This is a genomic window from Arthrobacter sp. B1805 (assembly GCF_002929745.1).
In the GTDB taxonomy this organism is placed as follows: Bacteria; Actinomycetota; Actinomycetes; order Actinomycetales; family Micrococcaceae; genus Arthrobacter_D.
In genome coordinates this window covers 212,521-223,821 of record NZ_PJIQ01000004.1, presented here as the reverse complement: position 1 = coordinate 223,821, position 11,301 = coordinate 212,521, and the positions used below count along the sequence as shown (strand labels likewise).

Sequence of the window (11,301 nt, the reverse complement as noted above, 5' to 3'; positions counted from 1 at the left end):
CGGACATCCCTCCGGGCTCCGTGCCCGGATCCGCTCGTGTTCCCGCTCAGGCGTCCGGCGCGAAGAGGGCATCCTCGATCACACGGGTCAAATCATGGATCAGCTGGACCTGCTCGGCGCCGGCGTTGCCCTCCGTGTTCTCGGTGTAGATGACGAGTGCGAAGGTCGAGCCGTGGTAGGTGAGGAGCGCTGCATCGTGGAGTTCGCCGTCCACCTGGCCGTATTTGTGGTGCACCGTTATCCCCGGGCGTGAACCGGCAGGGATGAGATCCTCGTTGTTGGTCTCCTGCATGTAGCCCAGCAACTGTGCAGTGTCCTCCTGGTTGAGGAGGTCGCCCGCGTAGAGCTGTTTGAGCACGGTAGCCATGTCCGCCGCTGTCAGGAGGTTGTCTTCGGGGTCGTAGTCGATGCCGAGGGACGCCGCGTACTCCGTGAGCTGCGGGTGGCCTACGGCGTCCATGATCAGGGCCCAGGAATCATTGCTGCTGTTGTTGACCATGGCCTCGATCTGAAAGGCGGCGTCGTAGTCCCCCAGGTCCTGATCGAGGCTCGCCTCCCCGTTCTCGACCAGATGGTAGAACGCCGCAGCCGAGATGATCTTGGCAGTGCTCGCGGCGAAGAAGGGCGTTTCATCGCCGAAGGTCCGGGTAGCGTCACCGGAGACATCGGCCAGCGCCACGCCGACCCGGGACGTGTCGGCTTCCGCGAGGAGGGCGGAGATCTCGTCGTCCAGTGATGCGGGGGCTTCTGCGACGGGGGCACCGGGCACCTCATCATGAGGTTCCGCGTCCGGAGGGGAAGCGGACTGAAACCCGATCACGGTCAGGACGACGAGGGTGAGGACCAGCGCGGTGCAGGCGCCCCACACCGTGCGCATGCGCCGGACCCTGCGCGAGGGGGAGCGGCGTCCGGCTTGCTGCCCCATCAGTCCTTCTCCTGCCCGTGCCGCGAGCCCTGGCATCGGCGCCCCCGGCGCGGAAGCCGCTCGGGTGCCAAGGGGAAGATCTCTGCCATGTCGGCTCTCCTACGTTCCTGGTCACCGGGGCCGCCGCAGCGGGCGCGTCGACGTGCAAGCATAACCTGCGGGACGGCCCGGACCGACGACCCGGAGGCCCTGCGGCGACCGCAGTGGCGCGTGCCCGGACCGGTTGCGCCCGCCGGATCGGGCGGGACCGGAGGGACCGGCGAGGCCGTTACACCTCGCCGCGGGAGGGCGCAACGCCGCTGGCGACCGGCGGCCCGGGCTGCGGACACAGTGGCCGGCGGCCTACGCTCGGACCATGGACCAGCCGACGGAAGAACATCACCTGAAGGACCTCGGCAGCACCGAGGGTATCGACCCTACCGACGTAGGCCAGATCCAGGACGGCCCGCTGACCGCTGCGGACGAGGTGGATCTGATCTCGAACCAGGCAGTCCCGGATGCGGAACCGTCCGTGGAGACCCTCGCAGGCAACCTCGGCCTCGAAGACTCACCGGCGGACAATCCGACGACGGACGACCGCTTCACCGGAGGCTCGCGCTAGCGCACCCCACACCTGCCCGGCACGCCCGGCAGTCGATCCAGTCGCAGCGGCTGCACCGTCAGGCCCGGAGCTGCTGCACCATGTCCAGCACGACGGCGCGCAGGTCGCCGTCGTTCTCCTCGGCGATCCGACGCTGGCGCTGGTAGCCGGCGCCCCGGCGGAGGATGCCCTCGACGTCGGCCAGTTCGCTGCTGCAGCCGAGCTTCGCGGCGATCGGCTCGAGGCGATTCAGCACCTCCACGAGGTGCTCCGTGACGAGCTGCTCGTTGCCGTCCGCGTCGAGGATGATGATGGCGTCCAGGCCGTAGCGCGCCGCACGCCATTTGTTCTCCTGGATGTGCCACGGCTGCATGGTCGGGATCGTTCCGCCGGCATCGAGCGTCCCGGAGAACTCGTGCACGAGGCACTGGGTGAGTGCCGCGACGGCGCCGACGTCCTGCAGGGTCGAGAGACCGTCGCACACGCGCATCTCGACGGTACCGAGGTTCGCGACGGGTCGGATGTCCCAGCGGATCTCGCTGACCGCGTCGATCACGCCCGTGGTGAACATGTCCTGGACGTAGGACTCGTACCCCGACCAGTCGTCGAAGTGGAACGGCAGGCCGGCCGTGGGCAGTTGCTGGAACATGAGGGCGCGCTGCGATGCGTACCCCGTGTCCTCCCCGCCCCAGAAGGGCGACGACGCCGAAAGCGCCTGGAAGTGCGGGAAGTAGTTGGTCAGACCGTCCACGACCGGCAGCGCCTTGTCGCGGTGATCGAGCCCCACGTGGACGTGCACGCCGTAGATCACCATCTGCTGACCCCACCACTGCGTGCGGTCTATGAGCTTCGCGTACCGCTCCTTGTCGGTGACCTGCTGGGCACGCGGGGCGCTGAAAGGATGGGAGCCGGCGCAGAAGAGCTCGACGGCCATGGGATCGGTGACCTCGCGAACCGCGGCGAGGGAGCGGGACAGATCCTCCTTGGCCTCGTCGACGGTGGTGCAGACGCCCGTGACGAGCTCGACGGTGTTCAGCAGGAGTTCCTGCTTGATGTGGGGGTGCTCGTCGTCGTCCTGCAGCTCCGGGTGGTTCGCGCTGACGCCCCTGAGCACCTCGTTGGCCACCGAGACGAGCTCGCCGTTGTAGCGGTCCACGAGCGCCAGCTCCCACTCCACGCCGAGTGTGGACTGGGCGGACTGCGCGAATTCGATCTTCAAGTTCTTGCTCCTGGGACGGTGCGGGAAGTGGTGCGGTGGGAAGGCCTCGACAGTGCGCCGTCGCGTGGAGGACTGAGGTCAAGTGTAGTGAGGGCGCACCGACCGGCGCGTGATGTGTCGTCGTCGTCCCCCGCCCGGGACTCGGGCAGAATAGTGCGGTGCCCATCCTGAACAAAGACATGACGCTCTGTATCTCCCTGGCTGCGCGGCCCAGCAACATCGGCACGCGCTTCCACAACTACCTCTACGAGGAGTTGGGGCTGAACTACATTTACAAGGCCTTCACGACGACGGACCTGCCATCCGCCATCGCAGGACTCCGCGGGCTCGGCATCAGGGGCTGCGCGGTCTCGATGCCCTTCAAGGAGGACGTCATCGCGCTCGTGGACCACCTCGACCCTTCCGCGACGGCGATCGACTCCGTCAACACGATCGTGAACGACGACGGCGTCCTCACCGCCTACAACACCGATTACCTCGCCGTGGAGCGGCTCCTGCGCGAGCATGCCGTCCCGGCGACGCACTCGGTGCTCGTGCAGGGCTCCGGAGGCATGGCCAAGGCGGTGGTCGCGGCCCTGCGGGATTCCGGCTTCACCCGCGTCACCGTGGTGGCGCGCAACGAGCGCACCGGCCGCGCATTGGCCGGGCTGTACGGGTTCCAGTGGCAGCGGGAGGTCGGGGAGTCGACGGCGGACCTCATCCTCAATGTCACGCCGCTGGGGATGACGGGCGCCGACGCGGACGTCGTCGCCTTCCCCCGGACGGCGATCGACGCCGCGCAGGTGGTGTTCGACGTCGTCGCCTCGCCGTCGGAGACTCCGCTGATCCTTGCCGCACGCGACGCCGGAAAGCCCGTCATCACGGGAGCCGAAGTGGTGGCGCTGCAGGCCGAGGAGCAGTTCGTGCTCTACACCGGCGTCCGGCCAACGCCTGAGCAGGTGCGGGCAGCGGGGGAGTTCTCACGCCAGCAGGCGTAGGACGGCATCAGACCCGCATCCACAGCACGCCGTGCGGTTCGAGGGTCACGCCGGGACGAAGGAGCGTACGCTCACCGCTGATGAGGTCCGGCGCGGACTCGGGAAGGCCGGACAGGGTCTCGACGGAGAGCTCCTGCGGTGTCTCCGCGAAGTTCGCGAACACGACGACGGTCGATTCTGGTGCTCCGAGCGCGCCGAGCAGGCCAGGGCGCTGGTAGCCGAGGACGTGCGGATTATTGGTGCGGAACGGTACGAGCCGACCCCCGGCGAACTCCGGGGTCCGGCGACGCACCTCCATCAGGCGGCGGAGCCCGGCGAAGACGGCGCCGGCGTCGGTCGTCGGGTCCTGCCGCGACGCGTAGCGGTCCGCCGGGTAGGCGGGGCGGCCCACCCAGCGGCTGTCGTCCGCCTTCGCCGGGTCCGATTCGTACCCGTAGTCGTTGAGTTGGCCCACCTCGTCGCCGAGGTAGAGCAGCGGGATGCCTCCGGTGCTCAGGATGATCGAGTGCGCGAGCAGGATGCGGGCGACGGCGGCGTCGTCCTGCGCCTCGAGCCCGGCGAGTGACGCCGTCGTTCCCGAGATCCGGCAGTCGCCGGTGCGTGGGTTGTCCTGGAAGGGGACGCCGCGCGCGAAGCTGTCGGGGAACCGGTTGACGTAGAACGAGTTCAGGAAGCGGCGGTGGTCGGAACCGTTGATGCCGAGTTCGGCGGCGTCCTCGTCGGAGAACGTCCAGCCGATGTCGTCGTGGCTCCGCACGTAGTTGACCCAGGCGGTTCCCTCCGGGATGTGGTGCCGGTGCTCGAGTGCCTGGGCGAGCAGGGAGACCTCGCGTGTTGCAAGCGAGTTCCAGATCAGCGCCATCTGCAGGGGGTTGTAGCTGAGCTGGCACTCGCCGCGATCGATGTACTGCACCACCTCGTCCGGATGCACGATCGCCTCGGACTTGAAGAGCAGGGACGGCGCAGCGAGGCGGCACACCGCATTGAAGGCCTGCAGGAGCAGGTGCGCCTCGGGGAGGCTCTCGCAGGAAGTACCCAGCCGTTTCCAGATGAACGCGACGGCGTCCATCCGGACGATGTCGACGCCCTGGTTCGCGAGGTACAGCATCTCCCCGGCCATCGCCCGGAACACGCGCGGGTTGCGGTAGTTCAGGTCCCACTGGAACGAGTGGAACGTGGCCCAGATCCAGCGCCCGTCGTCGAGTTGCACGAAGGACCCGGGATGGTCGTCCGGGAAGATCTCCCGGACGGTGCGCTCGTAGGCGTCCGGCATCTCCCGGTCCGGGTAGATCCAGTAGAAGTCCTCGAAGTCGGGGTCGCCCGCAATGGCCTTGCGGGCCCACTCGTGCTCGTTGGAGGTGTGGTTGAAGATGAAGTCCACCACGAGGGCGATCCCGTTGTCCCGCAGCTCCCGGGCGAGCCCGGCGAGTTCGTCCATGGTGCCGAGTGCCGGATCGACGTCGCGGTAGCTCGAGACCGCGTAGCCGCCGTCGGAGTTCTCCTCGGGAGCCAGGAACAACGGCATCAGGTGCAGGTAGGTCAGGCCGAGTTCGCGGAAGTACGGGATGCGCGAGCGGAGTCCCTCGAGGTTCCCCGCGTACAGGTCCACGTAGCAGACGCCCCCGAGCATCCGGTTCGACTGGAACCAGTCCGGAGCCATTGCCCGGGACGCGTCGATGGCCTTGAGGTCCGCGGGCCGGTCCTGCCAGGACGCCGCGGCATCGAGCACCACCAGCAGCAGTTCTGCGTCCGCTCCAGGCCCGTAGATCTGGTGGAACAGCGACTGCAGCCGGGGGAACTCCGCGTCGAAGCGGGCCTCGAAGGACTGCCAGTCGGCGTCCGGCGTCGTACTCCGGCGCGCAGACAGCAGCGCCGCCCGCATGCGGTCCCCGGGCAGGCTCTCCGTGGGATTCATCCAGCAAGCGTAGTGCAGGAGGGCGCGCCGGCGGAGTGCGCATCCGGTGCCGGACCGCGACTTCCCGGGAGCCCGGCCGACGGCACATCCTGTAGTGCAGCGGTGCAGCGGTGCAGCGGTGCAGGTCAAAGGGGCAGACCGGACCCCGTGCTGCCCGTCAGACCGCGCGGGCAGGCATCGGGCCTCGGTTCCCGTCGCCCCCGGCGATGCGCGCTCGCAGAAGGGGCACGCCAGGACCGGCGACATCGCGGAGGTAGTCAGGACGGCCGGCCATGCACATCACGAGCGCTACCAGCGGCCCGCGGACCTCCGGCCCCTCGCCCGCTGTGAACGGAGCGTCGGTCGCGATCAGCCGGAGCCGGCTCGCGATGCGTCGGCTCGGCACGGTGAAGTTCCTCGCGACGAAGAATCGGGCGACCGGAAGCAGGGCGTCCAGGGCGGGTCTAGTCTCGATGCCCAGGGCTCGCCGGATGTCCTGCGCATGCACGACGACCTCGCCGAGATAGGCAGGCAGATCCGACGACGGCGCGACCGACAGCGGAACGACCTCCTCGAACCGCCGGAGCGTCCCGGCGGGCGTGGCGCCGAGGTGCTCGGTCAGGCGGCGCTGATTGTGCACGCCGGGCCGGAAACCGGCGAAGACCATGCTCCGGATCCATGGCCACCTGCCTATCGACCCTGCGGCCGAGAGGTGTGCGACGACTTCCTCGACAGTCCACCTGCCGCACAGGGACGGGCGCTGCCATTGGTCCGGCGTAAGGGTCGCGAGGTCCTGGGCGAGGGCGGCGCGTTCGGCATGCGTGACCTGCCACAGTGCTCTCCTCGCGGAAGCGCTACCGACGCCGGGACCCACTACACCTGCCCCGGCATCGGGCGGAGGGGAAGGGATCACGCCGGCTGCTGTTCGCCGTACTTCGCCTGGACCGCTGCCCAGTCGCCTGCCTCGGCGATGGGATCCATCCACATGATCTCCCAGGTGTGCCCGTCCGGATCCGCGAAGGAGCGCGAGCGCATGAAGCCCAGCTCCTGCGGGGCTGCCTCGACTGCACCTGCGGCAACGGCCTGCTCGACGAGCGCGTCGACGTGTGCAGACTCCTCGAGGCCGATGGCGTTGATGACAGCGGAGGTGGAGTGGGTGTCGGCAATCGGCTTGTCCGTGAACCGCGAGTAGTGCTCGTGCGTGAGGATCATCAGATGGATGGTGTCACTGATGGTGATGGCACCGGCATCGTCGTTGGAGAAGTTCTGGTTCAGGGTCCAGCCGAAGCTGGTGTAGAACTCCTTGGACTTCGCCAGATCGGCGACCGGAAGGTTGATGAAGACTCGCGTGGCCATGGCCGTTCTCCTGTTCTTGGAGGGCCCTTCGTGGGCCCTTGATACGTGTTGGACGGAAGCGACCTTCAAGAATCATCGGTGCGGGGGAGACTTTCGGCAAGGGACAGGCACGACGACGGCAGGAGCACGGCATGACGGTTTCGCGGCCGGCTCTTGCTAAGCAGGCTGATCAGGGCCACAGTGAGGTGGAAAACCACAGGGGAGGCCAGCATGAGTACTTCTGCCGAGCACGTATCCGACGCACCAGCGACCACCGGTGAGCCCGAACTCAAACGGGTGCTCGGGCCGAAACTGCTCCTCCTCTTCATCGTCGGGGACATCCTTGGAGCGGGTGTCTACGCCGTCACCGGAACGATGGCCGGCACGGTGGGCGGACTGGTCTGGCTCCCGTTCCTGCTCGCGTTCATCGTCGCGACCATGACCGCGTTCTCCTACCTGGAGCTCGTGACCCAGTACCCGCAGGCCGCCGGTGCCGCGCTCTACACGCACAAGGCGTTCGGGATCCACTTCGTCACGTTCCTGGTGGCGTTCGCCGTCGTGTGTTCCGGCCTCACGAGCGCGGCGACCTCGGCCAACGTCCTGGCGCAGAACTTCTTCGGCGGACTCGAGATCAATGGTTGGCTGGCGATGCCGGGACAGGGGGTCATCACCGCGGTTGCCCTCGGGTTCATGCTCCTGCTCGCCGTGATCAACCTGCGCGGGGTCGGCGAGAGCGTGAAGTTCAACGTGGTCCTCACGCTCGTCGAGGTGGCCGCCCTGTGCATCGTGATCGCCGTCGGATTCCTCGCCATGGCGCAGGGCAAGGACAACGTGGGCGAGATCTTCGTCTTCACCGACTACCAGGACAAGGGGATGTTCCTCGCGGTCACCGCGGCGACCTCCATCGCCTTCTTCGCGATGGTCGGATTCGAGGACTCCGTGAACATGGTGGAGGAGACCCAGAACCCCGAGCGGATCTTCCCGCGGACCATGCTCACCGGCCTCGGCATCGCCGTCATCTTCTACATGCTGGTCGCGATCTCCGTCGTGACCGTCCTCAGCCCGACGGAGCTCGAAGGGATCCGCGAGGCCGAGGGAGCGGCCCTGCTCGAGGTCGTCCACAAGGGTTCTCCGGACTTCCCCATCGACAGGATCTTCCCGTTCCTCGCCGTTTTCGCCGTCGCGAACACCGCCCTGATCAACATGCTCATGGCGAGTCGGTTGATCTACGGCATGGCCCGGCAGGACGTCCTGCCCCGACCGCTCGCCAAGGTGCTGCCCGTCCGGTGCACGCCCTGGGCGGGGATCGCCTTCTCCACCATCCTCGCGCTGGGCCTGATCCTGTACGTCACGAGCGATCCTGACAGCAACATTGTCGCCAATCTCTCGGGTACGACCGCCTTCCTGCTGCTGTGCGTGTTCACGGTGGTGAACGTCGCCTGCGTGGTCCTGCGACGGAAGCGGGACCTCAACCGCAAGGTGTTCTTCACCTCGCCGGGCCCGCTCCCTGTCGTGGCCGCGCTGCTGTGTGCGTTCCTCGCGGGACCGTGGGTGGGGCGCGACGTCGTCCAGTACCAGATCGCCGGGAGCCTGATGGCGATCGGCGTCGTCCTGTGGCTCGTGACGTGGCTCATCAACAGGAAGACCAACACGCGCGCCGGTGATCCGACGGCCGTCGACGGCTGAGCCGGACGGCATCCGCCTGACCCGCCTAACTTTGAGGGCGGGGCGAGGTGGAGCGGCCTTCCCCATTCGCCGGCGGAACGACGGTTTCAGGAGACGCCGTCCGGACCAGTGAGAAGGATCCGAGGTCCCGCCGTGTACCGCCGATCTCCAGATAGCCGCGCAGGAGTCACTCGTAGGTGAAGCCCGCGTTCCGGGCGACCGCGATCGAGCCCGTGTTCCAGGGTTCGATATGGAGTTCCACGCGGTGGAGATCCGGCAGGGTCCACGCGAACAAGGAGAGCGCTCGCAGTGCGTCCGAGGCCACTGACCGACCCCTGGCGGCCGGTGCGACGGCGTACCCCGCCTGGGCGCGACCCAGCCCGTAGTCACGGAGCCAAAGCCCGATGATGCCCAGCGCGTCCCCCGAGGAGGCGTCGCAGATCGCGAAGGAGAACCCCGTGCCCTCGGGATGCCGCTGACGCTGGCGTCGGATGTACGCGAGAGCTTCCGCCTGGTCGCACAGCGCGGGAAGTGTGCCGATGAGCGGCACGTGAGGATCCGTCGCGAGATCACGGACCATGGCGGCGTCCCGGTCCTCGAACGCACGGAGGGCCACGCGCCCGGAGGTGGGCGGCTCTCGGGGCCAGGCTGGAAGAAGGAGCCGCGCGGGCGCCGTCACGGCGTGGAGCCGACCGCAGCCAGGACGGTGTCTCGGTGCAGCCGAAAGGACCTCGCGCGGCTGCGGCGATGAGGGCCGGCGGCACCGGTGATGGTCTTCACCCAGCTACCGTAGCCCGTCACTTCCGGCGCTCAGGGACCCGCGATGGCCGCCGTCAGGGCGTGCGTGGCGGCGATGAGGTCAGCAGGGGCCAGTTCGATGTCCAGCCCCCGCCGGCCGCCGGACACGAAGATCGTGGACTGCGCATGGGCGGACTCGTCGATCACCACGGGCGACGGCTGCCGCTGCCCGATCGGCGAGATCCCCCCGAGCACGTAGCCCGTACGGCGCTGCGCCACGGCCGGATCCGCCATGGTCGCCTTCCGCGCTCCGAGCGAATGCGCCAGAGCCTTGAGGTCGAGCGACCCGCTGACCGGCACGACGGCGGCCACGAGGGATCCGTCGACGCTCGTCATGAGCGTCTTGAAGACCCGCTCCTGCTCGACCCCCAGCGCGGCCGCGGCTTCGAGCCCGTAGGAGGGGGCGTCGTCGTCGTGCACGTAGGGGCGAGCGACGAACGGTATTCCCGCTGCTGTCAGCGCGGCCACCGCAGGTGTACCGGCGGACCGGTTCGGTTTCTTGCCCACTCTCGCCTCCCTCTCCGACGGCACTCGAGTCCGCGATGCCCGTCCGGCCCCGACCGCCGCTGAACCCACACTCGGGAGTGGGACCAGCTACCACCGGCCCTGCCGGCCAGGGTCCTTCGGCGTAATCTACGCCCTGTCGCTGAGCGCTCTCCAGCCCTCGGACGCGGAGTCCTCGAGCCTCCGTCACAGTGTCGTGCCTCCGCTACAGTACGAAGATCTGACCCCGGGGGCACTACAGGGAGGACCGTCATGTGGGTCGGTTTCATCGAGTTCGACGTCCTGCTCGGTGACGTGCACTCGCTGAAGGGCAAGCGATCGGTGGTGCGTCCGCTGGTCTCGGACCTCCGCCGGACATTCGAGCTGTCCGTTGCCGAGGTCGGCCACCAGGACCTGCACCGCCGGGCCGTCGTCGGGGCCGCGGTCGTCGGCGGAGATCGGCAGCACGTGGTGGACGTGCTGGACCGCGTGGAGCGGTACGTCGCAGCGAGGCCGGAGATCGAACTGCTGAGCGCCCACCGGCAGCTCCTCAGCAGCGAGGACTAGCGTCGGCAGGGGCCCACCGAGCCGGCGGATGCGGACGCGAGCCCGGCGCTACCGGGTGCTGAACCTGCCCGCTCAGGCTTCGCCGGAGGACGCGGCGAGCCTGTGCAGGGCGCCGTCGTCGAACGCGTCGAGCAGCGCCCGGATGTCCTTGTACACCTCGACGGCACCCGCCTCCCGTAATTCAGCCTCGCTCGTGCCGCCCGAGGCCAGGCCGATCGTGGGGATGGCGAGCTCCGACGCGGCGAGGACGTCCCACACCGAGTCGCCGACGAAGACGGCGTTGGCCGCCTCGAGTCCACCGGCGTCGAGCGCGGCCTCGAGGATGTCCGGGGAAGGCTTGCTGTTCTCGGCGTCCGAGGAGCTGGTGGCCGCGCTGATCGCCTCGTCGGCGTCGATGATGCCGCGGAGGACGCCGAGCTCCTGCTTCGAGGCGGACGAGGCCAGCACCACCGTCAGGCCGTCGTCGGCACAGCGCCGTACCAGCTCGCCGGCACCCGCGAAGGGGCGGAGGCCGGGCCAGTAGGTCGAAAAGATTGCGCCGTGCGTGGAATCGAGCTCGGCGTCCTGTTCGGCGTCACGGTCTTCGCCGAGGAGGTGCGCTACGAGCTTGTCGCCACCCATGCCGATGGCCCGGTGGATCTCGGCCATCGGGACGTCGTGCCCGAACCGGCGGAACGCCTGCCACCACGCGAGGGTGTGCTGGTAGTTGGAATCGACGAGGGTTCCGTCCACGTCGAAGAGCACGCCGTGCCGTACCTCGGGGGAGTCCGTCGTTCCATCGGCCATGTGGTCCACCTTCCGCTCGCGCGATCGTCCTGCCGCATCGTTGTTCTACCGTGTCCGAGTCTAGGAAGCCGG

General features: G+C 68.3%; 11 protein-coding genes and 1 pseudogene. 4 read left to right on the top strand and 8 right to left on the bottom strand.

Annotated features, from left to right (window positions below):
• Positions 1–46: 46 nt before the first annotated feature.
• Positions 47–925, bottom strand: a complete 879-nt coding sequence (locus CXQ96_RS06545; RefSeq protein ID WP_104117216.1) for a serine hydrolase — start codon at positions 923–925, stop codon at positions 47–49.
• Positions 926–1,280: 355 nt separating this feature from the next.
• Here CXQ96_RS06545 and CXQ96_RS06540 point away from each other — a divergent pair, with 355 nt between their 5' ends.
• Entirely contained in the window at positions 1,281–1,526 is a 246-nt protein-coding gene (locus tag CXQ96_RS06540; protein WP_104117215.1) for a hypothetical protein, read from the top strand.
• A 58-nt stretch (positions 1,527–1,584) separates the two neighbouring features.
• Here the strand turns inward: CXQ96_RS06540 and CXQ96_RS06535 are convergent, their stop codons facing one another.
• The gene (locus CXQ96_RS06535; protein WP_104117214.1) at positions 1,585–2,724 is read right to left on the bottom strand and encodes a glutamate--cysteine ligase; all 1,140 of its coding nucleotides are present in this window, start codon (positions 2,722–2,724) and stop codon (positions 1,585–1,587) included.
• Between the two features lie 158 nt (positions 2,725–2,882).
• Here CXQ96_RS06535 and CXQ96_RS06530 point away from each other — a divergent pair, with 158 nt between their 5' ends.
• On the top strand, positions 2,883–3,701 hold the full coding sequence (locus CXQ96_RS06530) for a shikimate 5-dehydrogenase (protein WP_258058911.1): 819 nt from the start codon (positions 2,883–2,885) through the stop codon (positions 3,699–3,701).
• Positions 3,702–3,708: 7 nt separating this feature from the next.
• Here the strand turns inward: CXQ96_RS06530 and CXQ96_RS06525 are convergent.
• The 3 genes and pseudogenes from CXQ96_RS06525 to CXQ96_RS06515 form a co-directional block, all read right to left on the bottom strand.
• Positions 3,709–5,523 (bottom strand): annotated as a pseudogene (locus CXQ96_RS06525) (amylosucrase); the annotation flags it as partial.
• 250 nt (positions 5,524–5,773) lie between these two features.
• Entirely contained in the window at positions 5,774–6,508 is a 735-nt protein-coding gene (locus tag CXQ96_RS06520) for a maleylpyruvate isomerase family mycothiol-dependent enzyme (RefSeq protein WP_258058910.1), read from the bottom strand.
• Positions 6,505–6,951, bottom strand: a complete 447-nt coding sequence (locus CXQ96_RS06515) for a VOC family protein (RefSeq protein ID WP_104117212.1) — start codon at positions 6,949–6,951, stop codon at positions 6,505–6,507. Before CXQ96_RS06515 ends, CXQ96_RS06520 begins: the two co-directional genes overlap by 4 nt.
• Positions 6,952–7,161: 210 nt before the next feature.
• Here CXQ96_RS06515 and CXQ96_RS06510 point away from each other — a divergent pair, with 210 nt between their 5' ends.
• Positions 7,162–8,616, top strand: coding sequence for an APC family permease (locus CXQ96_RS06510; RefSeq protein ID WP_104117211.1), 1,455 nt, complete (start codon positions 7,162–7,164; stop codon positions 8,614–8,616).
• A gap of 166 nt (positions 8,617–8,782) precedes the next feature.
• Here the strand turns inward: CXQ96_RS06510 and CXQ96_RS06505 are convergent, their stop codons facing one another.
• Together CXQ96_RS06505 and ybaK are read right to left on the bottom strand one after the other, a co-directional pair.
• The gene (locus CXQ96_RS06505; protein WP_258058909.1) at positions 8,783–9,274 is read right to left on the bottom strand and encodes a GNAT family N-acetyltransferase; all 492 of its coding nucleotides are present in this window, start codon (positions 9,272–9,274) and stop codon (positions 8,783–8,785) included.
• A gap of 131 nt (positions 9,275–9,405) precedes the next feature.
• Positions 9,406–9,900: a Cys-tRNA(Pro) deacylase gene (gene ybaK / locus CXQ96_RS06500; protein WP_104117210.1), complete on the bottom strand. Its 495-nt coding sequence runs from the start codon at positions 9,898–9,900 to the stop codon at positions 9,406–9,408.
• A 249-nt stretch (positions 9,901–10,149) separates the two neighbouring features.
• On the opposite strand from ybaK, the gene CXQ96_RS06495 reads away from it, so the two are divergent.
• Entirely contained in the window at positions 10,150–10,443 is a 294-nt protein-coding gene (locus tag CXQ96_RS06495; protein WP_104117209.1) for a DUF503 domain-containing protein, read from the top strand.
• 72 nt (positions 10,444–10,515) lie between these two features.
• Here CXQ96_RS06495 and CXQ96_RS06490 read toward each other — a convergent pair whose 3' ends face one another.
• Complete coding sequence (locus tag CXQ96_RS06490) at positions 10,516–11,229, bottom strand: HAD family hydrolase (protein WP_104117208.1); 714 nt, start codon at positions 11,227–11,229, stop codon at positions 10,516–10,518.
• Positions 11,230–11,301: the final 72 nt, after the last annotated feature.

What these genes read in the sequence shown, in the direction of transcription:
- CXQ96_RS06545 (WP_104117216.1), bottom strand. Translation starts at nt 925, where the DNA reads ATGGGGCAGCAAGCCGGACGCCGCTCCCCCTCGCGCAGGGTCCGGCGC.
- CXQ96_RS06540 (WP_104117215.1), top strand. Translation starts at nt 1,281, where the DNA reads ATGGACCAGCCGACGGAAGAACATCACCTGAAGGACCTCGGCAGCACC.
- CXQ96_RS06515 (WP_104117212.1), bottom strand. Translation starts at nt 6,951, where the DNA reads ATGGCCACGCGAGTCTTCATCAACCTTCCGGTCGCCGATCTGGCGAAG.
- CXQ96_RS06510 (WP_104117211.1), top strand. Translation starts at nt 7,162, where the DNA reads ATGAGTACTTCTGCCGAGCACGTATCCGACGCACCAGCGACCACCGGT.
- CXQ96_RS06495 (WP_104117209.1), top strand. Translation starts at nt 10,150, where the DNA reads ATGTGGGTCGGTTTCATCGAGTTCGACGTCCTGCTCGGTGACGTGCAC.
- CXQ96_RS06490 (WP_104117208.1), bottom strand. Translation starts at nt 11,229, where the DNA reads ATGGCCGATGGAACGACGGACTCCCCCGAGGTACGGCACGGCGTGCTC.